The 23342-nt window shown below is 66.0% G+C and carries 14 protein-coding genes and 1 tRNA gene; 12 read left to right on the top strand and 3 right to left on the bottom strand.

Features of this window, described 5'->3' with window-relative positions; translation table 11 throughout:
• The 4 genes from MKK62_RS00165 (at nt 1) to MKK62_RS00150 (ending at nt 4531) form a co-directional block, all read left to right on the top strand.
• Nucleotides 1-2007: an acetyl-CoA carboxylase biotin carboxylase subunit gene (locus MKK62_RS00165; protein WP_240262963.1), complete on the top strand. Its 2007-nt coding sequence runs from the start codon at nt 1-3 to the stop codon at nt 2005-2007.
• The gene (locus tag MKK62_RS00160; RefSeq protein ID WP_240262964.1) at nt 2000-3160 is read left to right on the top strand and encodes an acyl-CoA dehydrogenase family protein; all 1161 of its coding nucleotides are present in this window, start codon (nt 2000-2002) and stop codon (nt 3158-3160) included. The genes MKK62_RS00165 and MKK62_RS00160 overlap by 8 nt, the downstream gene beginning before the upstream one ends.
• A gap of 67 nt (nt 3161-3227) precedes the next feature.
• Nucleotides 3228-3713: a MaoC family dehydratase gene (locus MKK62_RS00155; protein WP_240263903.1), complete on the top strand. Its 486-nt coding sequence runs from the start codon at nt 3228-3230 to the stop codon at nt 3711-3713.
• On the top strand, nt 3713-4531 hold the full coding sequence (locus tag MKK62_RS00150) for an HpcH/HpaI aldolase/citrate lyase family protein (protein WP_240262965.1): 819 nt from the start codon (nt 3713-3715) through the stop codon (nt 4529-4531). The genes MKK62_RS00155 and MKK62_RS00150 overlap by 1 nt, the downstream gene beginning before the upstream one ends.
• A 10-nt stretch (nt 4532-4541) precedes the next feature.
• Here MKK62_RS00150 and MKK62_RS00145 read toward each other — a convergent pair whose 3' ends face one another.
• From MKK62_RS00145 to MKK62_RS00135, 3 genes are all read right to left on the bottom strand, one after another.
• Nucleotides 4542-5291, bottom strand: a complete 750-nt coding sequence (locus tag MKK62_RS00145) for an enoyl-CoA hydratase (protein WP_240262966.1) — start codon at nt 5289-5291, stop codon at nt 4542-4544.
• Nucleotides 5292-5430: 139 nt separating this feature from the next.
• Nucleotides 5431-6618: an IS481 family transposase gene (locus tag MKK62_RS00140; RefSeq protein WP_240262967.1), complete on the bottom strand. Its 1188-nt coding sequence runs from the start codon at nt 6616-6618 to the stop codon at nt 5431-5433.
• Between the two features lie 114 nt (nt 6619-6732).
• A tRNA-Arg gene (locus tag MKK62_RS00135) sits at nt 6733-6806 on the bottom strand.
• Nucleotides 6807-7048: 242 nt separating this feature from the next.
• Between MKK62_RS00135 and MKK62_RS00130 the strand changes: the two genes are divergently transcribed.
• The 8 genes from MKK62_RS00130 (at nt 7049) to MKK62_RS00095 (ending at nt 23341) form a co-directional block, all read left to right on the top strand.
• Complete coding sequence (locus MKK62_RS00130) at nt 7049-8251, top strand: alpha/beta hydrolase (protein ID WP_240263904.1); 1203 nt, start codon at nt 7049-7051, stop codon at nt 8249-8251.
• Nucleotides 8252-8480: 229 nt separating this feature from the next.
• Entirely contained in the window at nt 8481-9935 is a 1455-nt protein-coding gene (locus tag MKK62_RS00125; protein ID WP_240262968.1) for a wax ester/triacylglycerol synthase family O-acyltransferase, read from the top strand.
• Between the two features lie 15 nt (nt 9936-9950).
• A complete protein-coding gene (locus tag MKK62_RS00120; RefSeq protein WP_240262969.1) occupies nt 9951-11630 on the top strand; it encodes an HAD-IB family hydrolase/lysophospholipid acyltransferase family protein in 1680 nt (559 codons plus the stop codon).
• Complete coding sequence (locus tag MKK62_RS00115; RefSeq protein WP_434085003.1) at nt 11627-13966, top strand: glycerol-3-phosphate 1-O-acyltransferase; 2340 nt, start codon at nt 11627-11629, stop codon at nt 13964-13966. The genes MKK62_RS00120 and MKK62_RS00115 overlap by 4 nt, the downstream gene beginning before the upstream one ends.
• A 24-nt stretch (nt 13967-13990) precedes the next feature.
• A complete protein-coding gene (locus MKK62_RS00110) occupies nt 13991-16003 on the top strand; it encodes a bifunctional copper resistance protein CopD/cytochrome c oxidase assembly protein (RefSeq protein WP_240262970.1) in 2013 nt (670 codons plus the stop codon).
• Nucleotides 16004-16288: 285 nt separating this feature from the next.
• A complete protein-coding gene (gene ssb, locus MKK62_RS00105; protein WP_240262971.1) occupies nt 16289-16735 on the top strand; it encodes a single-stranded DNA-binding protein in 447 nt (148 codons plus the stop codon).
• A gap of 81 nt (nt 16736-16816) precedes the next feature.
• Nucleotides 16817-18493 (top strand): energy-dependent translational throttle protein EttA, encoded by a 1677-nt coding sequence (ettA, locus tag MKK62_RS00100; RefSeq protein WP_240262972.1) that lies wholly within the window; start codon nt 16817-16819, stop codon nt 18491-18493.
• Nucleotides 18494-18541: 48 nt separating this feature from the next.
• Nucleotides 18542-23341: an NAD-glutamate dehydrogenase gene (locus MKK62_RS00095; RefSeq protein WP_240263906.1), complete on the top strand. Its 4800-nt coding sequence runs from the start codon at nt 18542-18544 to the stop codon at nt 23339-23341.
• The last annotated feature ends 1 nt before the right edge of the window (nt 23342 follow it).

Raw genomic sequence — 23342 nt, 5'->3', positions numbered from 1 at the left:
ATGGGATTCCACACGGTTCTGGTAGCCAACCGCGGCGAGATCGCCGTCCGGGTGATGCGTACGCTCACGACGATGGGCATCCGATCCGTCGCGGTGTACAGCGACGCCGACGCAGGCGCACGCCATGTCGCGGAGGCAGACGTGGCCGTCGCGATCGGCCCGGCGGCGGCGCGCAGCAGTTACCTCAATGTCTCGGCGATCGTCGACGCTGCGGTGCGGACCGGCGCTGAAGCGGTTCATCCCGGTTACGGCTTCCTCTCGGAGAACGCCGAATTCGCGGCGGCCCTCGAGAAGGCCGGAATCGCGTTCATCGGCCCGCCGGTGGGTGCCATCCAGACCATGGGCGACAAGATCGCCGCGAAAACCACGGTGTCGGCTTTCGGCGTGCCAGTCGTTCCGGGTATTGCACGGCCCGGCCTGAGCGACAAGGAATTGATCGCCGCCGCCGACGACATCGGCTACCCGGTTCTGGTCAAGCCCTCCGCTGGCGGTGGCGGCAAAGGCATGCGGATGGTCGAGCAGCCGGCCGACCTGCCCGCCGCGCTGGTCAGCGCACGCCGTGAGTCCGCCGCCGCGTTCGGTGACGACACCTTGTTCCTAGAGCGATTCGTGCTGCGCCCCAGACATATCGAGGTCCAAGTGCTGGCCGATGGCCACGGCAACGTGGTGCACTTCGGCGAGCGAGAATGCAGCCTGCAACGCCGCCATCAAAAGGTGATCGAAGAGGCGCCGTCCCCCCTACTCGACGAGGAGACGCGCGCCCGGATCGGCGCCGCCGCGTGCGACACCGCGCGCAGCGTGGCCTACACCGGCGCGGGCACGGTGGAGTTCATCGTTTCCGCCGACCGTCCTGACGAGTTCTTCTTCATGGAGATGAACACCCGTCTGCAGGTCGAGCATCCGGTCACCGAGCTGGTGACCGGATGGGACCTGGTCGAATGGCAAGTCCGGATTGCGGCGGGGGAAAAGCTGACCGTCGATCAGGCCGATATCGCGCTGCGGGGACACGCGATCGAAGCCCGGGTGTACGCCGAGGATCCGGCCAACGGCTTCCTGCCCACCGGCGGTGACGTGTTGGCGGTGACGGAGTCCGGCGCGCCCGGCGTTCGGGTCGATTCGGGCCTGTCCGCGGGAATGGTCGTCGGCAGCGATTACGACCCGATGCTCGCGAAAGTCATTGCCTACGGACCAGACCGGGCCACGGCGTTGCGCACCCTGGATCGAGCCTTGGGCGAGACTGCGGTGCTCGGCGTCGTCACCAACATCGAGTTCCTGCGGTTCCTGCTGGGTGACCCCGACGTCGTCGCCGGCCGGCTCGACACCGGGTTGCTGGACCGTCGTGCCGGTGACTTCGTGGCGGTCCCGACCGGCGACGAGCACTTCGTCGCCGCAGCCGCCGTACAGTGGCTGCGCCGATTTCCCGCCGCGGGCGCCGACCTGTGGGAGGTGCCGTCCGGGTGGCGCGTCGGCCGCCGGGCGCCGGTGAGCATCCGATTGCGGTCAGGGGAGCGCACCGACCACGTACACATCGTCGGCGCCCCGGATGCCGCCGAAGTACGCATCGAAGACGGTGAATCCCGTTCGCTGCAGGCCGCTTTGGCCGGCGACCGGCTGACGGTGACGCTCGACGGATTGCGCGTCACCTACACGGTCGCGGTACAGGACGGCACGATCTGGCTGGCCGGTGACGGTGCCGTCGCGGTGCTCGACGAGGTGCGCGAAGCACCGGTCCGCGAGGACGAAGAACACAATGGGGATGCCGAGCTGACCAGCCCGATGCCCGGCGCGGTCGTCGCGGTCGGAGTCGAGCACGGCGACGTGGTCGAGGCCGGCACGGTGGTGGTGACCGTCGAGGCGATGAAGATGGAGCATGCGCTGATGGCGCCCGTCGACGGCGTGGTCGAGCTCCTCGTCGCGGCCGGCGACCAAGTCAAGGTGGGCCAGCCGCTGGCCCGAATTACAGCCAGCAGCAACGCAATACGGATAGAGGATAGTGCGCATGAGTGATTTCTTGTCGACCGGGACGCTCCCGGACGAATACCAACAGCTGGCCAAGACGGTCCGCGACTTCGCCCAGAGTGTGGTCGCGCCGGTAGCCGCCAAGCATGACGCGGAGCACTCGTTCCCGTACGAGGTGGTGGCCGGGATGGCCGAGATGGGCCTGTTCGGGCTGCCCTTCCCCGAGGAATTCGGCGGCATGGGCGGTGACTACTTCGCGCTGTGCCTGGCGTTGGAGGAACTGGGCAAGGTCGACCAGAGCGTAGCGATCACCCTCGAGGCCGGCGTCTCGCTGGGCGCCATGCCCGTCTATCGGTTCGGCACCGACGCGCAGAAGCAGGAGTGGTTGCCGCAGTTGGCCAGTGGCCGTGCCTTGGGCGCGTTCGGGTTGACCGAGCCCGGTGGTGGCACTGACGCCGGCGCGACCAAGACCACCGCGCATCTCGACGACGGGCACTGGGTGATCAACGGTTCCAAGCAGTTCATCACCAACTCCGGAACCGACATCACCAAGCTCGTCACCGTCACCGCGGTGACCGGTGACCGCGACGGCAAGAAGGAGATCTCGTCGATCCTGGTGCCGACGCCCGCGAAGGGATTCACCGTCGAGCCCCCTTACGACAAGGTCGGCTGGAACGCATCCGACACCCACCCGCTGAGCTTCGACGACGTGCGGGTGCCCGAGGAAAACCTGCTCGGTGAACGCGGCCGCGGCTACGCCAACTTCCTGCGCATCCTCGACGAAGGCCGGATTGCGATCGCCGCGCTGTCGACCGGCGTCGCGCAGGGCTGTGTCGACGAGAGTGTGAAGTACGCCAAGGAGCGCGAGGCTTTCGGGCAGGCAATCGGCCGTTACCAGTCCATCGCATTCACCATCGCGCGGATGGAGGCGCGCGCCCACACCGCGCGCACCGCGTACTACGACGCCGCGGCGTTGATGCTGGCCGGCAAACCGTTCAAGAAGCAGGCGGCAATCGCCAAACTGGTCGCCAGCGAGGCGGCGATGGACAACGCCCGCGACGCCACCCAGGTTCACGGCGGGTACGGCTTCATGAACGAGTTCACCGTGGCCCGGCACTACCGGGACAGCAAGATTCTGGAGATCGGCGAGGGGACCACGGAGGTGCAGCTGATGCTGATCGGTCGAGAGGTCGGGCTGTGAAGTCGACTGAGCGGAGGGAACGTCAGTGACCGACGGGAACGAGACGAACCAACGGGCTGTGACCGAGGTGTTCCGTGACGTCGTCCAGCGGGGTTTGTGGTTCGAGGAATTCGAGACAGGCGTGCGCTACCTGCATCGCCCGGGCCGCACGATCACCGAGGCCGACAATGTGTTGTTCACGACGCTGACGATGAACACCCAGGCCCTGCACCTGGACGCGGCGTTCTCCGACGCGCTGCCGCCCTTCAATCAGCGGCTGGTCAACTCCATGTTCACCCTGTCGACCCTGGTCGGATTGTCGGTCGCCCAGTTGACCCAGGGCACGATCGTCGGCAACCTCGGGTTCTCCGAGATCGCTTTTCCCAAGCCACTTTTCCACGGTGACACGTTGTACGCAGAGTCGGTCATCCTCGAGAAGCGAGCATCCAAGAGTCGTCCGGGCGAGGGCATCGTCACGTTCGCGCACACGGGTCGCAACCAGTACGGCGACGTGGTGGCCACCGCCAACCGCAAGACGATGGTGCGGATGCGGCCATCGGAGGGCGACAACTGATGCCGCTGACCAATCCCGGCCCGGCATGGCTGTTCTGCCCGGCCGACCGCCACGAGCGCTACGAAAAGGCCGCCGCGGCAGCCGATGTCGTGATCCTCGATCTCGAGGACGGCTGCGCGGCCGCTGACCGACCCGCCGCCCGCAAGTCTCTGGTCGACGTCCCGCTCGACCCGTCGCGAACTGTGGTGCGCGTCAACCAATTCGGCACCGAAGATCAGGAACTGGATCTACAAGCGCTGAAGGACACCGCGTACGACACCGTCATGCTCCCCAAATGCGAAGCGGTCGAACACGTCAGCGCCCTTGCGCCACTGAACGTCATCGTGCTGGTCGAATCACCCCTGGGCGCGCTGGCCGTCACCGAGACCGTCCAGGTGGACAACGCCATCGCGGTGATGTGGGGTGCCGAAGACCTGTTCGCCGTCCTCGGGGGCACCGCTAACCGCTACCCGGACGGCAGCTACCGCGAGGTGGCCCGCCACGTTCGCTCGCAATCGCTGTTGGCCGCCAAGGCGTATGGCCGCCTCGCCTTGGATTCGGTCTATCTCGACATCAAGAACCTCGACGGACTGCGCGGCGAAGTCGACGACGCGGTGGCCGTCGGCTTCGACGCGAAGGTTGCTATTCATCCCAGCCAGGTGCCCGTGATTCGGGCCGGCTATGCCCCGTCGGCCGAACAGGTCGACTGGGCACGCCAGGTCCTCGCCGCCTCCGCCGGCGAGCGCGGCGTGTTTGCATACAACGGACTCATGGTGGATGCGCCGGTGCTGCGGCGAGCCGAACGGATTGTGCACCTCGCGGGTGAAGCACCCTCGTAAAAGGTCGGGGCTAACGGCGCTGCGCCGCGGCGAGCCGCGCCGCAAACTCGGGAGACTGGATCGAGTGGGCCTGCGGTCCCAGTTCGGTGTCCTTGGCCTGCTCGTGCAGGTCCACGTCGAGTGAACCCGGGCTGGCGGTGGAGCGCATGGTGGCCTTGGTCGCCAGCACCACCTCGCGCGGCGCGGCGGCCGGACCGGCTGCCAGCTCCAGCGCCGCCGCTACCGGGTCCTCGGCGACGCTGAGCGCAAGGCCATGCCGCACAGCAGATTCCGCGTCGAAGCGCATGCCGAACAACAACGCGGCCCGGGCCACCTGCGGTCCCACAGCGCGCTGCAGCATCCACGTCGCGCCCCCACCCGGGTGAATGCCCAACTTCTGAAAACGGGCGTCGAACAAGGCGTTCGGACCAGCGATCCGAACGTCGGCAGCCAGCGCCAAATTCAGCCCCGCGCCGACGGCTGGGCCGTTGACCGCGGCAATGGTGGGCAGCGTGCACTTGCCGACGGCCATGAACCCGTCGTAGAGCCGGCGTAATCCTTCTTCGGCGGCGCTGCCCAGGGCACTGAGATCGGCGCCGGCGCAGAACGCCTTGCCGGTACCGGTGACCACCACCGCGTGGACGGCAGGGTCGGCCTGGGCCCGTTCCACCGCGGCGCGCAATTCAGCGGACATGGCGCTCGTCACCGCGTTGCGTCGATCCGGGTCGTTGACCGTGATCAGCGCGACGCGGTTGTCGACGCTGTACAGGACCAGGGACATCGGGCACCTCCGGAGCTAATCGTGTGACCTCATCCGCCACAAATGACCCGTTCGTCACAAGGACAAAGCGCCCCTGTTCAGGGTCGGTTGATGGTTGACGATTCTATGTCGGTTGATCCTTGACACTCTGTGTTGTGGTTTAGTGCCCGGCGCTGGTGCGTAGGGCACGTTTGTTTCGTACCTCGCCATGGCTGGTTCGGGCGGCGGTTTTGACCAGGTTGTCGCCGATCCAGAACCGCAGTAGTTCGCCGTCGACGTGGACATCGCAGCGTTGGCCGCCGTAGTGACGGCCGATGCAGACTTGCTGCCAGGACACGCACACGACGCCGTTGGCGCAGACCCGCCGGCTGACCCAGTGTTGACCGGCGCGGTCCTGCCGAGGACGCGGCGAGTTCGACGGCGGGGTGGGCGGTGCGGCGGCGGCGAACCGTTGCGCGGGAGTGTCCATGTTCAGTGCCTGATGTGGCCGATGATGGTTGTAGTCATCGACCCACTCGTCAAGAGCCTGTTGGGCGGCTCTCAACGACGCGAAAGGTGTTGCACTGCTGAGGAATTCCGCGCGGAGGCTGCGGTGAAACCGTTCGATCTTGCCCGTCGTGGTGGGACTTCGCGGCTGAGTCAACAAGTGCTCGATGCCATGCTCACGACAGATCGCGTCGAACAGCACCTCCACCGGAGGATGAAAAAACCGGCCAGTGAAGACCTTGCCGTTATCGGTCAGGATCTGCTCAGGTGCCCCATAAGTGGCCAGCGCGGCGCGTAACCCCTCGCAGACCGCCCGGGTGCGCTCCCGGGTCATCAGCCGGGCACAGACACACATGCGGGAATGGTCATCGACACCGGTCAGCGCTTTGGCGCTGGTGCCATCAGCCAGCGGGAAGCCGCCCACCACATCCATCTGCCACAGCTCCATCGGCGCGCCACGTTCCCAGCGTTTCCACTTGCGGGAGCGGCGATCCCGCAGATGCGGATCGATCAACTGTGCCCGCACCAACGCCCGATACACCGCCGATTCCGACGGCACCGGGGTGATGTGGCGTTTGGCCAATTCGAACACCAATCGACGTGGACCCCAATACGGCCGTGAGCGGCGCAGCTCCAACACCGCCGCCTCCACCTCGGCGGCCATCTGATGCGGACAGCGCGCCGGCCGATGCGACCGATCCACCAACCCCTCAAGGCCCTCGGCCTCATAGCGGGCCAACCACGAGTGCAGCGTCTGACGCGACACCCCTACCTTCGACGCGACCTGCGAGATCGCCAGCCCATCACTGATCACCGCCAAAACGGCCTGATACCGCTGCTCAGCCACGCTCAACTCCCTCATCTAGGGAGTGTCAAGGATCAACCGAAGTAGGTGTAAAGCATCAGCCGAAACACTGTCGCCCATCACCCGAAGACAAAACGTCAAGCATCACCCGAGGTAATACAAAGGACAAAGCGCCCCCGGCAGGACTCGAACCTGCGACCACAAGATTAGAAGTCATGTGCTCTATCCAGCTGAGCTACGGGGGCCGCAGACTCCAGGCGCAGGTCAGTGTAGCCAACAAAAAATGTGGGTATAGACGCTCCGCCACGCGGGAGCACAAGGCGTTGGCGGGATCGCGAATTGGTCTAGAGTGAGCCCCGCCACACACGTGCGCTACCAACGGCTACGCCGTATCGAACGCTGGTGACGTGTGCTCAACGACGAGGAGTGGCAGTTCATGACCACAGTCTTGGAAGTCCGGGAGCGTTACTCCCGTGCGTGTGCCGACATGTTGCGCCACGGTGTGCGGCTCGCATCCGGGCCGGCAGGAGCCTACCGCACAGGATCTCTGCTGCTCAGAGGCTCGCCAACGGTCGCGGGCTTTCTCGCCGGATGGCTCAGCACGGAATTGGCGCCGCACGTGGTCACTGGACATGCCCTCGCGGGGGTGAGCGCGCTGTCGATCGGCAAGGTTGCCTCGGGCTGGGCCGCCCAGCGCGCAGACAGGATCCTCACTGCCGCCCTGCAGGACGCCGTCGGTGAGCAGTTCCGCGACTCGGTTCATCACCCGATCAGCGACCGGCCGGAGCGCCGCGGGGGAGTGCTACATGCCGCCGGCGGTCACCGGCGCTACGCGGCGGAGACCTCGGACATCGTGTACGGCCCCAATGCGCGGGACAACATGCTGGACATCTGGCGCCACCGCGACATCAAGCCCGGCGACAAGGCACCCGTGTTGCTGCAAATTCCGGGCGGCGCCTGGACGGTGAACGGCAGGCGGCCCCAGGGTTATCCGCTGATGGGCCGAATGGCCGAACTCGGGTGGGTCTGCGTCTCGATCGACTACTGCAAGAGCCCGCGTCACGCGTGGCCGGCGCACGCCATCGACGTCAAGCGGGCGCTGGCCTGGGTGCGCGAGAACATCGCCGACTACGGAGGCGATCCCGACTTCATCGCGGTCACCGGCGGCTCAGCGGGCGGCCACCTGGCCGCACTGGTCGCTCTCACCGCCAACGATCCGCGCCTGCAGCCCGGTTTCGAGGACGCCGACACGACTGTGCAAGCCGCAGTGCCTTATTACGGCGTATACGACCTGACCGACCCCACGAAGATGCACGAGATGATGATGCAGTTTCTCGAGCTCTTCGTCATGAAAGAGCGGTACGAGGACAATCCCGAGCTGTTCGAACTAGGCTCGCCCATTAACCACGTTCATAAAGACGCGCCCCCGTTTTTCGTGTTGCACGGGGAAAGCGACTCGGTGATCCCTAGCGTGCAGGCGCGGGCATTCGTCGGCGCACTTCGCGAAGCCGGTGCTTCGACCCTCGGCTACGCCGAATTGCCCAACGCGCATCACGCTTTCGACCTGTTCGCCACCGTCCGTTCACGACTGGCCGCGGACACCGTGGCCGATTTCTTGGGTGTTGTGTACGGACGGCATTTGCAGTCGCAATCCAATGCCCAAAGCCAGCGCGCCATGTCGGCCGTCTAGGCCGGGATAGCGCGCAACCGGCTGCACCTCTCGAAATACACCGCACGACAGGCTGATTCGTGGTGCGGTGGACGCGTGTCCAGGTCGGGACCCTGATCCGGACAATCGGCTACCACCGCCGCTTCAAGCGGACTACGTTGGAGTAGCTCATAGCGCCCCGCCACGGGCGCGGACCAGGCGACACGGGAGGTTTGGGTGGCAAAGGCGGCGTTGACGCTGGGGGCTGTCGATGGCTGAGCAGCTCGACGCGGCCGGGCTGCCCACCGCGCTCGGGCCGGTGGATTACCTGCTGCACCGCGGCGAGGCGAATCCACGTACCCGCTCGGGAATCATGGCCCTGGAGATCCTCGACCGCACACCGGACTGGGAGCGATTCCGGGCTCGCTTCGAGAATGCTTCACGGCGGGTGCTGCGGCTGCGGCAGAAGGTCGTCGTCCCGACGTTGCCGACGGCCGCGCCTCGGTGGGTAGTCGATCCCGACTTCAACCTGGACTTCCATGTCCGCCGGATTCGGGTGTCGGAACCCGGCTCGTTGCGACAGGTGCTGGATCTCGCTGAGGTGATGGTGCAGTCGCCACTCGACATCGCCCGGCCGCTGTGGACGGCCACCCTCATCGAAGGCCTACCGGATGGTAAGGCCGCGACGCTGCTGCACCTGTCCCACGCCGTCACCGACGGTGTGGGCAGCGTCGAGATGTTTGCCCACATCTACGACCTCGAGCGCGACCCGCCGCCGCAGCCGATCCCGGATCAGCCCATCCCGCAAGACCTGTCGGCCAACGACTTGATGCGCGAAGGGCTGAGCAACTTGCCCGTCAACGTCGCCAAGGGAGCGGGCGGCGCGCTGTGGGGCGCGGCATCGGTACTTGGTCGGGCGGTCACGCGTCCCGGCGCCGCGGTCTCGGGCGTGCTGAACTACGCCCGATCCGGCGCTCGGGTGGTCGGGCGCGCCGCCGAACCGTCTCCGTTGCTTCGTCGCCGCAGCCTGGCTACCCGTAGCGAGGCCATCGACATCCTGCTGTCCGATCTGCATCGTGCCGCGAAAGCCGGTGGCGGATCGATCAACGACGCCTACCTGGCCGGCCTCTGCGGTGCCCTGGGGCGCTACCACGAAGCTCTCGGGGTGCCGACCTCGTCGCTGCCGATGGCGGTGCCGGTCAGCCTGCGGGCCGAATCCGACGCGGCCGGCGGTAACCGGTTCACCGGCGTCAACCTGGCGGCCCCGATCGGCACGAAGGATCCGGTCACCCGGATGCAGAAGATCCGCCTGCAGATGACCCAGCGTCGCGACGAGCCGGCGATGGACATCATCGGGTCGATCGCGCCGGTGCTGAGCGTGCTGCCCGGCCCACTGCTGGAATCGATGACGGGTTCGGTCGTCGGCTCGGACGTACAGGCCAGCAACGTGCCTGTCTATCCGGGTGACACGTTTCTGGTCGGAGCAAAAGTGTTGCGGCAGTATGGTATTGGCCCGCTACCCGGTGTTGCGATGATGGTCGTGCTGATCTCCCGGGGCGGGTACTGCACTATTACGGCGCGGTATGACCGCGCGGCGATCCGCGACGAGGCGTTGTTCGCCCAATGCCTGTTGGACGGTTTCAACGAAATCCTCACGCTGGCAGGTGATCCCGCTCCGCAGGCTGTGCCCGCCTCGTTCGAGGCCTCTGACACGTCGAAGCGATAAGGAGTAGCAGCGCACATGAGTTCAGAGAACGGCGAGGCGAAGAAGCCGGCGCGTGATCTCCGGCTGCCAGGTTCGGTTGCCGAGATCATGGCCAGCCCGCCGGGGCCGAAGATCGGTGCATTCTTCGACCTGGACGGAACTCTGGTGGCCGGCTTCACCGCGATCATCCTGACCCAGGAGCGCCTGCGCCGCCGTGACATGGGTGTCGGCGAGTTGATCAGCATGGTCACCGCTGGGCTGAATCACCAACTCGGTCGCATCGAATTCGAAGAGCTCATCGGCAAGGCGTCGGCGGCGCTGCGGGGACGCATGCTCAGCGACCTCGACGAGATCGGTGAGCGACTCTTCGTGCAGCGCATCGAATCCCGGATCTATCCCGAGATGCGCGAGCTGGTACGCGCTCACCTGGCTCGTGGCCACACGGTCGTGCTCAGTTCTTCGGCGCTGACCATCCAGGTTGCTCCGGTGGCGCGCTTTCTCGGTATCGAGAATACGCTGACCAACAAGTTCGAAACCGACGACGACGGTGTCCTCACCGGCGGTGTGGTCGCACCGATCCTGTGGGGTCCGGGCAAGGCCGCCGCCGTGCAAAAGTTCGCCGCCGAGAACGGAATCGACCTCAAGGACAGCTATTTCTACGCCGACGGTGACGAAGACGTCGCGCTGATGTATCTGGTCGGCAACCCGCGGCCGACCAACCCCGAAGGCAAGATGGCCGCGGTCGCCAAGCGGCGCGGCTGGCCGATTCTGCGATTCACGAGTCGCAGCGGCGGGGGCATCACCGCGCAACTGCGCACGCTGGCCGGCGTCGGTTCGGTGGTGCCGGTCGCGGCGGGGGCCGTCGGGATCGGGTTGCTGACCCGAAGCCGTCGCCGCGGGGTCAATTTCTTCACCGCGACGTGGTCGCAGATGTTGTTGGCCGCCAGCGGTGTTGAACTGAACGTCCTTGGCGGAGAAAATCTCACCGCACAGCGGCCCGCGGTGTTCATTTTCAACCACCGCAACCAGGCCGACCCGGTCATCGCCGGCGCGCTGATTCGTGACAACTGGGTCGCGGTCGGCAAGAAAGAGCTCGAGGGCGACCCGATCATGGGGACTTTGGGCAAGGCGCTCGACTCGGTCTTCATCGATCGAGATAACCCGGCCGCGGCGATCGAGTCATTGCACCAGGTCGAAGAGCGTGCGCGTCAAGGTCTTTCGATCATGATCGCGCCCGAAGGCACCAGGCTGGACACCACCAGCGTCGGGCCATTCAAAAAGGGACCGTTCCGGATGGCGATGGCGGTGGGAATACCGATCGTGCCGATCGTGATCCGCAACGCCGAAATCATCGCCGCCCGCAACTCGACCACGATGAACCCTGGGACCGTGGACGTGGCTGTGTTCCCGCCGATCCCAGTCGAGGACTGGACAGTGGAAACACTGTCGGACCGAATTGCCGAAGTCCGCCAGCTCTACGTGGACGCGTTGGCGGACTGGCCGGTCGACGAACTTCCCGACCATGACGTGTACCGGAAGAAGCCGCCTGCGCGAAAGTCGGCGCCGGCGAAGAAGGCCTTGCCCGCCAAGGGAGCGGCGCCGGCGAAGAAGGCTGTCGCCAAAAAAGCGGCGGCGAAGAAGACCGCCGCGAAGGCGCCACCCCGCAAAGCTGCCAAGGCACAACCGGATACGCCGCGGCCGAAGGGGCGATCATGAGCGCCTCCACCGATACCAGCTCGATCAGCACCACCGACAACGTCTTGGTCCTCGCGGCGTCATCGTCGCCGATCGAGGCGGAACTGCTGGCCGCGTGGCTGGACCAGCAGCGCGCTCGCCACCCCGAGACGAAGCTCGAAGTGCTGGCGCTGCCAGAGCAGAATCCGACACCGGGTGCGCTCGCCCAGCTCGTCGAGCAGCTCGAGTTGGACGAAGACCGGTCGATCATGCCGGTTCGGGTGTTCTGGATGCCGCGGGCCGACGCGACGGCCCTGAACCGGGTGACGGCGTTGCTGCCCGGACGAAACCCCTACCAGCCCAGCGAACGTCAACAGCGCCACATCCTAAGGGCGGACCGTTCGCGTGCTCAGGTGGTGGCCGGTGAACCCGCCAAGGTCTCCGAGCTTCGTCAGCAGTGGCGCGACATCACGGTCGGTGACAACCCGCGTGAATTCGCGCACTTCGTCACCCGCCGCGCCTTGCTGGCGATGGAGCGTGCCGAGTACCGAATCCTTGGACCGCAATACAAGTCACCGCGCTTGGTGCGTCCAGAGATCATGGCGTCCGCGCGGTTCCGCGCCGGCCTGGAGAAGATCCCGGGTGCCGACCTCGAGAAGGCCGGCAAGATGCTCGACGAACTCGCCACCGGGTGGAGCCGGGTCTCCGTCGACCTCGTCGGTGTCCTCGGCAGGCTGTTCAGCCGCGGGTTCGACCGCGAAATCGACTACGACGAATACCAAGTGGCGGCGCTTCGCTCCGCGCTCGAAGCGCATCCGGCGGTGCTGCTGTTCTCGCATCGGTCCTACATCGACGGCGCGGTCATGCCAGTGGCGATGCAGGAGAACAGGCTTCCGCCCGTGCACGTATTCGCCGGTGTCAACCTGGCTTTCGGGATCATGGGGCCGCTGATGCGCCGCGCCGGAACCATTTTCATCCGACGCAACATCGGCAACGACCCGCTGTACAAGTATGTGCTCAAAGAGTACGTCGGCTACGTGGTGGAGAAACGGTTCAACCTCAGCTGGTCGATCGAGGGCACCCGCTCGCGCACTGGAAAGATGTTGCCGCCCAAGCTCGGATTGATGAGCTACGTCGCGGACGCGTATCTCGACGGACGCAGCGACGACATCCTGCTGCAAGGTGTTTCGATCAGCTTCGACCAGCTGCACGAGACCGCCGAATACGCCGCCTACGCCCGCGGTGGCGAGAAGCGCCCCGAGGGCCTGAGCTGGATGTACAACTTCATCAAAGCCCAGGGTGAGCGCAATTACGGCAAGATCTACGTGCGCTTTCCCGAAGCCGTCTCGATGCGCGAATATCTCGGCCCGTCGCACGGCGACATGGTCAACGACGAGGCCGCAAAACGGCTTGCGCTACAAAAGATGTCGTTCGAAGTCGCGTGGCGCATCCTGCAATCCACACCGGTGAACGCGACCGGCTTGGTGTCGGCACTCCTGCTCACCACGCACGGGGTGGCCCTGACGCTGACTCAGGTGCACCACACCCTGCAGGATTCGCTGGACTACCTGGAGCGCAAAAACACCCCGATGTCCACGAGTGCGTTGCGGCTGCGAACACCCGACGGTGTTCGTGCGGCGTTGGACTCGCTGTCGAACGGGCATCCCGTCACCCGGGTGGACAGCGGCCGAGAACCGGTGTGGCGCATCGCCCCTGAAGACGAACACACCGCCGCGTTCTACCGCAACTCGGTGATCCACGCGTTCCTGGAAACTTCGATCGTCGAACTGGCGTTGGCGTACGCCGGCCGGGTCGAGGGCGACCGGCTGGACGCGTTCTGGACGCAGGCGATGCGACTGCGGGATCTGCTGAAATTCGACTTCTACTTCGCCGACTCGGCGGCATTCCGCCAAAACGTGGCCGACGAGATGGCCTGGCACGAGGACTGGGAAGCGCACGTCGCTGCGGGCGCCGAGGAGATCGACGCGATGCTCTACGCCAAGCGACCGCTGATGTCTGACGCGATGCTCCGGGTGTTCTTCGAAGCCTACGAAATCGTCGCCGATGTCCTCCGCGATGCGCCGGCCGACATCGGCGGTAAAGAACTCACCCAGTTGGCGCTCGGCGTCGGCAAGCAGTACGTCGCCCAGGGGCGGGTGAGCAGCAGCGAGCCGGTGTCGACGCTGCTGTTCGACACCGCACGCCAAGTCGTCGCCGATCAGGATCTGCTCGAGCCGGGCCCCGACCTGGCCGAGCGTCGCGTCGCGTTTCGATGCGAATTGCAGGGCATTTTGCAGGATTTCGATCACGTGGGGCGGATTGCGCGCAAGCAGTTCGTTGCCCGTGAGGCCGAGGCCCGCGCCGCGGAAAAGCGGTAGGTAACGCGCCCGTACCCTTTGGGTATGACCGTCACCGCGCCGCCAGGCTCCCGCCGGGCGTCGGCATGGCCGCTGCTCATCGCGGTGGCCGCGCTGGCCGGGTGCACGGCCGCGGGCATCGGGGCGCTGTCACTGGCGGCGGCTCTGACCGCCACCGGACTGCCGAATCCCGGCCCGGTGACCACGATCGGGCTGCCGTTCGTCCGGGCCGCCGGTGAGATCGCCGCGGTAATCGCCGTCGGATCGTTCTTGACCGCTGCATTTCTGGTGCCGCCGCAGGAAAACGGCGTCCTGGACGCCGACGGCTACCGCGCACTGCGGGTCGGGACGGTGGCCGCCGGGACATGGGCGGTATGCGCCGCGCTCCTGATTCCGCTGACTATTTCCGACGTGTCAGGGCAGCCGTTCACCGCGCACCTGAACCCGGCGAATCTCTGGTCGCTGGCCGGCATCATCAACATCTCGGCCGCCTGGCGTTGGACCGCGTTGTTGGCTGCGGTGCTGACGCTGGCGAGCCTCCCGGTGTTGCGCTGGTCGTGGACGCCGCTGCTGGTGGCGGGGTCGCTGGTGACGCTGATACCGCTGGGCCTGACGGGGCACTCGTCGGCCGGTGGGTCCCATGACTTGGCCACCAACAGCCTGCTCATCCATCTGGTGGCGGGCGCGTTATGGGCCGGCGGGCTGCTGGCGTTACTGACGCACGTGATGCGCGGCGGCGGGCACGCCGATCTGGCCGCGCGGCGGTTCTCCACGATCGCGGTGTGGTGCTTCGGCGCGATGGCCGTCAGTGGCGTGGTCAACGCCCTGGTGCGGGTCCGCCCGTCCGATCTGCTGTCCAGTGATTACGGGCGCCTGGTCTTAGTCAAGTTCGTCGCGCTGTGTCTGCTCGGCGTCGTCGGCTGGCGGCAACGCCGCGTCGGAGTCGCGGCGCTGCATGCCGATCCGAGTTCGCGCGGCCAGCTGATCCGGCTCGCGCTCATCGAGGCGGCGGTCTTCGGTCTCACTTTCGGGGTCGCGGTCGGCTTGGGCCGCACGCCGCCGCCGCCGCTGCCGATCGGTGTGCCGTCGATCACCGACGTGAAAATCGGCTACGACTTCGACGGACCACCTACGCCGATGCGAGTGCTTTTCGACTGGCGTTTCGACCTGATTTTCGGCTCGGCGGCCATCGTCTTTGCGGCGCTGTATCTGGCCGGGGTGCGCCGCCTGCGCCGTCGCGGCGATGCGTGGCCGACGGGTCGGACGGTGTCGTGGCTGCTGGGGTGTACGACGCTGCTGTTTGTCAGCTCGTCGGGGATGGGCCGCTACATGCCCGCGATGTTCAGCATGCACATGGCCGCGCACATGACGCTGTCGATGCTGGTCCCCATCCTGCTCGTGTTGGGGGGACCGGTCGGCCTGGCACTCCGCGCGTTGCCGCCCGCGGGCCGCGGCGAACCACCCGGTATGCGGGAATGGATTCTGGCCGCCTTGCACAGCAAGATCTCCCACTTCCTGACGAATCCGGTGGTCGCGACGGCGCTGTTCGTGGCCGGGTTCTACGGGCTCTACCTCGGCGGGCTGTTCGACGTCGCAGTCGGCAGCCACATCGGCCACGTCGTGATGAATGTGCACTTTTTGCTGAGCGGCTACCTGTTCTACTGGGTGGTCATCGGTGTCGACCCAACCCCACGGCCGATCCCGCCGCTGGCCAAGGTGGCGGTGGTGTTCGCGTCGCTGCCGTTGCACGCATTTTTCGCGATCGTCCTGATGAGCATGGAGAAGGTGCTCGGCGAGAACTTCTACCGGTCGCTGCACCTGAGCTGGCACACCGACCTGATGGGTGATCAGCGGCTCGGCGGTGGAATGGCTTGGGCCGCAGGCGAAATACCGCTGGTCGTGGTGATGATCGCGCTGCTGGTCCAGTGGACGCGCAGCGACCAGCGAACCGCCCGTCGGTTGGACCGCGCCGCCGACCGCGACGACGACGCCGACCTGGCGGCCTACAACGCGATGCTCGCCGAACTGGCTCGCCGCGACACTTCCGGCCAGCGATAACTTTCGCCACACTCGCCACATCAGTCCCGGCAAAGGTCGGGGCGGGCGAAGTGCCCGCCTCAGAGCGACAACTTCGCAGAGTGCGCGATTGTCGCTCGAAGCTGGGCACGACACACGCCGAGTGGCGCGGACGCACGCGGCCAGCCTGACGTCTTGTCCACACCCGAGGCTTACTCCACAGCAAGGCCGCGCCGTTGCGGCAGGCCGACCGATCTGTCGGGGGTTGCGCCGTGAATGGACGCAGTACAAGGCGGCGATGCGCCGTCATCGAGGAAAGGAAACAGAATGTTCGAAACATCGCTGACCGTGGTCGGCAACATCGTCAACGACCCGATCCGTCGCGCGGTCGGTGACCAAGAGGTGACGAAATTTCGGGTGGCGAGCAACTCTCGGCGTCGCGGGGCCGACGGAAATTGGGAGGCCGGAAACTCGCTGTTCGTCACGGTCAACTGCTGGGGCCGGCTGGTCTCCGGCGTTGGCGCATCGCTGCGCAAGGGCTCACCGGTGATCGTCGTAGGGCACGTCTACACGAGCGAATACGAGGACCGCGAGGGCAATCAACGTTCGACGTTGGAGATGCGCGCCACCGCGGTCGGCCCTGATCTCTCGCGTTGCATCGCGCGCGTCGAGAAGACCGTCGCGGCCGGATCGACGCCCATTGATGAGGTGAAGGAACCCAAGACCGCCGACGACGAGCCGGCCGAGGAGGCGCCGCTAGCACTGTCGGCTTAGCTGCGGCCCGCAGCGGTGCCGGACAGGATGCCTAGGATGGTCGCGAGCACTACCTCGCAATCAGAAAGGCAACACCGCGGCATGGCTGAGTTCATCTACACGATGAAGAAGGTCCGCAAGGCGCACGGCGACAAGGTCATCCTCGACGACGTCACCTTGAGCTTCTATCCGGGCGCCAAGATCGGTGTCGTAGGCCCCAACGGGGCCGGTAAGTCGAGCGTCTTGCGGATCATGGCCGGGCTGGACAAGGCCAACAACGGCGAGGCCTTCCTGGCCACCGACGCGACCGTCGGCATCCTGCAGCAGGAGCCGCCGCTGAACGAGGAAAAGACCGTTCGCGGCAACGTCGAAGAAGGACTCGGCGACATCAAGGTGAAGCTCGACCGCTTCAACGAGGTCGCTGAGCTGATGGCCACCGACTACTCCGACGAGCTGATGGAGGAGATGGGACGGCTGCAGGAAGAGCTTGACCACGCCAACGCGTGGGATCTCGACTCGCAGCTCGAACAGGCGATGGACGCCCTGCGCTGCCCGCCGCCCGACGAGCCGGTGACCCACCTGTCCGGCGGTGAGCGGCGACGGGTGGCACTCTGCAAGCTGCTGCTGTCCAAGCCGGACCTGCTGCTGCTCGACGAGCCGACCAACCACCTCGACGCCGAGAGCGTGCAGTGGCTCGAGCAGCACCTGGCCGCCTACGAGGGCGCGGTGCTGGCCGTCACCCACGACCGCTACTTCCTCGACAACGTCGCCCAGTGGATCCTCGAGCTCGACCGCGGTCGGGCCTACCCCTACGAGGGCAACTACTCCACGTATTTGGAGAAGAAGGCCGAGCGCATCGCGGTGCAGGGTCGCAAGGACGCCAAGCTGCAAAAGCGTCTCACCGAGGAACTGGCCTGGGTCCGGTCGGGAGCCAAGGCCCGCCAGGCCAAGAACAAGGCGCGGCTGCAGCGTTACGAGGAAATGGCGGCCGAGGCCGAGAAGACACGCAAGCTCGACTTCGAAGAGATCCAGATCCCGACCGGTCCTCGACTAGGCAACCTGGTCGTCGAGGTCGAGCACCTCGACAAGGGCTTCGAGGGACGCACGCTGATCAAAGATTTGTCGTTCACGCTGCCGCGCAACGGCATCGTCGGCGTCATCGGTCCCAACGGTGTCGGTAAGACCACGCTGTTCAAGACCATCGTCGGCCTTGAACAGCCGGACAGTGGCGTGGTCAAGGTCGGCGAGACGGTCAAGCTCAGCTACGTCGACCAGTCGCGCGGTGGCATCGACCCGAAGAAGACGGTCTGGCAGACGGTGTCCGACGGACTCGACTACATCCAGGTCGGCCAGAACGAGATCCCGTCGCGGGCATACGTGTCGGCTTTCGGCTTCAAGGGCCCCGACCAGCAAAAGCCCGCGGGCGTGCTGTCCGGTGGTGAACGCAACAGACTCAACTTGGCGCTCACGCTCAAAGAGGGCGGGAACCTGATCCTGCTCGACGAGCCGACCAACGACCTCGACGTCGAGACCCTGGGGTCGCTCGAGAACGCGCTGGAGAAATTCCCCGGCTGCGCGGTGGTGATCTCCCACGACCGCTGGTTCCTCGACCGGACGTGCACGCACATTCTGGCGTGGGAAGGCGACAGCGACAACGAGGCCAAGTGGTTCTGGTTCGAAGGCAACTTCGGCGCCTACGAGGAGAACAAGATCGAGCGTCTCGGCGCCGACGCGGCGCGTCCACACCGGGTGACTCACCGCAGGCTCACACGCGACTAGTGTCGCGGGCATGCCATCGTCGGTATGCGTGCGCCGAAAGCGGTCGGCATGACGGTTGACGCGCAGGCCTGGACGGAGTTCAGCGACAACCACGAGATCCCCGAGTGGATCTCGGCCGCCTACGCAGACAGCTACCAGGGTCCCCACAAAGACGAGGCCGACACCGACGCCGAGCTGCCCACGGTGACACCGGCCCTGCTGGGCGCCCACTACCGGCTCGGTGCGCACCGGCCGGAGGGGGAGAGCCGAGTCGCGGTCTACCCGCCCGACGACAATGGCGGCTTCGGTCCTGCGCTGCAGGTGGTCACCGACGAGGGCGCAATGCTGATGGATTCGGTGACCGTGCTGTTGCATCGGCTCGGGGTGGCTTACACCGCGATTATGAACCCGGTCTTCCGGGTGACCCGCGATGACGCCGGCGACCTGGTCGCGATCGGCGCACGGGAACCGGCCGGCGGCGGGATCGACGAAACCTGGGTCCACGTCCAGCTTTCACCGTCGGTCGACCGCGATGCGTTGCACGAGGCCGAGCGCCTGCTGCCGGGTGTGCTCGCCGACCTGCGACGGGTGGCGGCGGACGCGACGGCGATGATCACCGTCCTCGAGAATCTCGCCGACGACGTGGAAAACAATGCCGCCGGCCACTACCCGGGAAGCGACAACGCCGACGTCGCGACACTGTTGCGGTGGCTGGCCGGAGGGCACTTCACCCTGTTGGGATACCAGCGCTGCCCGGTGAGCGACGGACGCGTCTCCGGTGACGCCGCGACGGCCAGCCTCGGAGTCCTGCGCCGCCGCACGGGTTCCCGGCCACGTTTGACCCTGGACCACGAGTTGCTGGCGCTCGCGCAGACTGATGTCGCCAGCTACCTGCGCTTCGGCGCCTACCCCTATGTGTTCGCCGTCCGCGAGAACGTCGACGGCGATGTCTTCGAGCATCGGCTCATCGGCCTGTTCACCGTTGCGGCGATGAACGCCGATGTCCTGGAAATCCCGATCATCTCCCGCCGGGTCCACGAGGTGCTGAGCCTGGCGGACCTCGATCCCGCACATCCGGGCCAGTTGGTGCTCGACGTCATCCAAACCGTGCCCCGCTCCGAGCTTTTCGCGCGCAGCGCCGAGCAGCTCTTCACGATGGCGAAGTCGGTGGTCGACCTGGGATCGGGGCGCCGGGCACTGCTGTTCCTGCGGGCCGACCGCCTGGAGTATTTCGTGTCGTGTCTAGTCTACCTGCCGCGCGACCGCTACACGACGGCAGTGCGGCTGGAGATCGAGGACATCCTGGTCCGGGAATTCGGTGGGACCAGTCTCGAATTCACTGCCCGTGTCACCGAATCACCCTGGGCGCTGCTGCATTTCATGGTGCGCCTCGGTGACGTTGCCGCGGCGAAGATAGACACGTCGGACAGCAACCGGGCCAGGCTTCAGTCGCTGCTCACCGAAGCCGCACGGACCTGGTCCGACCGGCTGATCACCGAGGCCGCCGCCGGCGGCGTCGAACTCATCGAGGCCGAGCATTACGCGGGATCGTTCTCTGAAGCCTACAAACAATTCGTCACCCCGACGGATGCGATCAGCGACATCGCGATCTTCGACGAGCTGACCGACGACTCGGTCAAATTGGTGCTCTCCGATCACGACTACGACGAAACCGTCCGCCTGACATGGTATTTGGGCGGCCGAACAGCGTCGTTGAGTGAGCTGCTTCCAATGCTGCAGTCGATGGGCGTAGAGGTACTCGAGGAACGGCCGTTCACCGTCACGCGGCCTGACGGGTTGCCGATCTGGATCTACCAATTCAAGATCACCCCGCTGCCCACCGTCCCGTTGGGCCCACCCGGCCCGGAGCGGGAGGCGACAGCCCAGCGCTTCGCCGACGCGGTGACCGCGATCTGGGAAGGCCGCGCCGAAATCGACCGGTTCAACGAACTGGTCCTGCGGGCCGGCCTGACCTGGCAGCAGGTGGTGCTGCTCCGGGCCTACGCGAAGTACCTCCGGCAGGCCGGCTTCCCCTACAGCCAATCGCACATCGAATCGGTGGTCAACGAAAACCCCCGCACCGCAAGCGCGTTGGTCGCGCTGTTCGAGGCCTTATTCGACCCCGACCCCTCCAGTTCGCCGAGGACCCGCGACGCCCAGGCCGCGGCGGCGGCCGTCGCCGCGGACATCGACGCGCTGGTCAGCATGGACACCGACCGCGTCCTGCGGGCATTCGCCGAGCTGATCCAGGCGACGCTACGCACCAATTACTTTGTGACTCGCCCGGATTCGGCCCGCAGCCAGAATGTGTTGTCGCTCAAGCTCGACGCTCAGCTCATCAACGAACTCCCGCTGCCGCGCCCCAAGTTCGAAATCTTCGTTTACTCGCCGCGCGTCGAGGGAGTGCACCTGCGATTCGGATTCGTCGCGCGCGGCGGCCTGCGCTGGTCGGACCGTCGAGAAGACTTCCGCACCGAAATACTGGGCCTGGTCAAGGCTCAGGCCGTCAAGAACGCGGTGATCGTGCCGGTGGGCGCCAAGGGAGGGTTCGTCGTCAAGCAGCCGCCCTTGCCCACCGGAGACGCCGCCGCCGACCGCGACGCGAATCGCAACGAAGGCATCGCCTGCTACCGGCTGTTCATCTCGGGCCTTCTCGACATCACCGACAACGTCGACCACAACACCCGCGAGGTAAGCGCCCCACTCGAAGTCGTGCGGCGGGACGGCGACGACGCCTATTTGGTGGTCGCCGCCGACAAAGGCACCGCGACGTTCTCCGACATCGCCAACGAGGTCGCGCAGTCCTACGGCTTCTGGCTGGGTGACGCCTTCGCCTCCGGAGGGTCCGTCGGCTACGACCACAAAGCGATGGGCATCACCGCGAAAGGAGCGTGGGAGGCGGTCAAGCGGCACTTCCTGGAGATGGGCGTCGACACCCAAACGCAAGACTTCACCGTCGTCGGTATCGGAGACATGAGCGGCGACGTATTCGGCAATGGCATGTTGCTTTCCAAGCACATTCGTCTGCTGGCCGCGTTCGACCATCGCCACATCTTCGTCGATCCCAATCCGGACTCCGCAGCCTCCTGGCGGGAGCGGCGCCGGATGTTCGACTTGCCCCGATCCAGCTGGGCCGACTACGACACGTCGCTGATCAGCGAGGGCGGCGGGGTATTCAGCCGCGAACACAAGTCCATTCCGATTAGCGAGCAGGTTCGCGTCGCGCTGGGCATCGATGACGACGTCACCGAGATGACGCCACCGAACCTGGTGCGCGCGATCCTGCTGGCTCCCGTTGATTTGTTGTTCAACGGCGGCATCGGCACCTACGTCAAAGCCGAAGCGGAATCGGACGCGGACGTCGGTGACCGGGCCAACGACGCGCTGCGGGTGAACGCAAACCAGTTGCGCGCCAAGGTGATTGGGGAAGGTGGCAACCTCGGCGTCACGGCGCACGGGCGGGTCGAATTCGACCTGTGCGGCGGGCGGATCAACACCGATGCGATGGACAACTCCGCCGGCGTCGATTGCTCGGACCACGAGGTCAACATCAAGATCCTGGTCGATTCGCAAGTCACCGCGGGCAAGATCGATCCGGCCGAACGCGCGCAACTGCTCGAGTCGATGACCGACGAGGTCGCCCAGCTGGTGCTGGCCGACAACGCCGACCAGAACGACTTGATGGGCACCAGCCGCGCCAACGCACCCAGTCTGCTGCCCGTGCACGCCGACCTGATCCGATATCTGGTGGCCGAGCGGGGGCTCAACCGTGAATTGGAAGCCCTGCCGTCGGAGAAGGAGATCGCGCGTCGGCTCGAGGTCGGCATCGGCCTCACCTCTCCGGAGCTCGCGACCCTGATGGCGCACGTCAAACTCACTCTCAAGGAAGAACTTCTGGAGACCGACCTACCCGACCAAGAGGTATTCGCCGGCAAACTCCCGCGCTACTTCCCATCACAGCTGCGCGAGCGGTGCGGCCCGGCGATCCGCTCGCACCAGCTGCGGCGCGAAATCGTCACTACCATGTTGGTCAACGATCTGGTCGACACCGCGGGTATCAGCTTCGACTACCGCATCACTCAGGACGTCGGAGTGAGCCCGGTGGATGCGGTGCGCACCTACGCCGCCACCGATGCGATCTTCGGAGTGGAGGAGCTGTGGCACCGGATTCGTTCGGAGTGCCTGCCAATCGCACTGTCCGATCAGATGACGCTCGACACGCGACGGCTGATCGACCGCGCCGGACGCTGGCTGCTCAACTACCGTCCGCAGCCGCTGGCGGTCGGTGCCGAAATCAACCGATTCGCAAGCAAAGTCGCGGCCCTGACGCCGCGGATGTCGGAGTGGCTTCGCGGTGACGACAAGGCGATCGTCGAAAAGGAAGCCGCCGAGTTCGCCCGCGACGGCGCATCCGCGGACCTCGCCTACATGGTGGCGGTCGGTCTGTACCGCTTCAGTCTGCTCGACATCATCGACGTCGCCGACATCGAGGATCGCGACCCCGCCGAGGTTGCCGACACCTATTTCGCGCTGATGGATCGCCTGGGTACCGATGGCCTGCTCACCGCGGTGTCCGAGCTTCCACGCGCCGACCGTTGGCATTCGTTGGCGCGATTGGCGATTCGTGACGACATCTACGCGTCACTGCGTTCGCTGTGTTTCGACGTGCTGGCGGTAGGCGAGCCGGACGAGACCGGTGAAGAGAAGATCGCCGAGTGGGAACACATCAGCGCGTCGCGGGTCGAGCGGGCGCGGCGGACATTGATAGAGATCTATCAAAGCGGACAACGTGATCTGGCGACACTGTCGGTGGCGGCACGTCAGATCCGGTCGATGACGCGCACCAGCGGGCGAGGAGCAGCGGGTTGAG

Origin of the sequence: Mycobacterium paraterrae (assembly GCF_022430545.2) — a bacterium.
GTDB lineage: Bacteria > Actinomycetota > Actinomycetes > Mycobacteriales > Mycobacteriaceae > Mycobacterium > Mycobacterium paraterrae.
Note: the sequence above shows the minus strand (reverse complement) of the source record. Positions and strands in the feature narration are given on the sequence as shown.

Excerpts from the sequence above, each read along its gene's own strand:
- MKK62_RS00165 (WP_240262963.1), top strand. The coding sequence starts at position 1 with ATGGGATTCCACACGGTTCTGGTAGCCAACCGCGGCGAGATCGCCGTC.
- MKK62_RS00160 (WP_240262964.1), top strand. The coding sequence starts at position 2,000 with ATGAGTGATTTCTTGTCGACCGGGACGCTCCCGGACGAATACCAACAG.
- MKK62_RS00150 (WP_240262965.1), top strand. The coding sequence starts at position 3,713 with ATGCCGCTGACCAATCCCGGCCCGGCATGGCTGTTCTGCCCGGCCGAC.
- MKK62_RS00145 (WP_240262966.1), bottom strand. The coding sequence starts at position 5,291 with ATGTCCCTGGTCCTGTACAGCGTCGACAACCGCGTCGCGCTGATCACG.
- MKK62_RS00140 (WP_240262967.1), bottom strand. The coding sequence starts at position 6,618 with ATGAGGGAGTTGAGCGTGGCTGAGCAGCGGTATCAGGCCGTTTTGGCG.
- MKK62_RS00130 (WP_240263904.1), top strand. The coding sequence starts at position 7,049 with ATGTTGCGCCACGGTGTGCGGCTCGCATCCGGGCCGGCAGGAGCCTAC.
- MKK62_RS00125 (WP_240262968.1), top strand. The coding sequence starts at position 8,481 with ATGGCTGAGCAGCTCGACGCGGCCGGGCTGCCCACCGCGCTCGGGCCG.
- MKK62_RS00120 (WP_240262969.1), top strand. The coding sequence starts at position 9,951 with ATGAGTTCAGAGAACGGCGAGGCGAAGAAGCCGGCGCGTGATCTCCGG.
- MKK62_RS00115 (WP_434085003.1), top strand. The coding sequence starts at position 11,627 with ATGAGCGCCTCCACCGATACCAGCTCGATCAGCACCACCGACAACGTC.
- MKK62_RS00110 (WP_240262970.1), top strand. The coding sequence starts at position 13,991 with ATGACCGTCACCGCGCCGCCAGGCTCCCGCCGGGCGTCGGCATGGCCG.
- ssb (WP_240262971.1), top strand. The coding sequence starts at position 16,289 with ATGTTCGAAACATCGCTGACCGTGGTCGGCAACATCGTCAACGACCCG.
- ettA (WP_240262972.1), top strand. The coding sequence starts at position 16,817 with ATGGCTGAGTTCATCTACACGATGAAGAAGGTCCGCAAGGCGCACGGC.
- MKK62_RS00095 (WP_240263906.1), top strand. The coding sequence starts at position 18,542 with ATGACGGTTGACGCGCAGGCCTGGACGGAGTTCAGCGACAACCACGAG.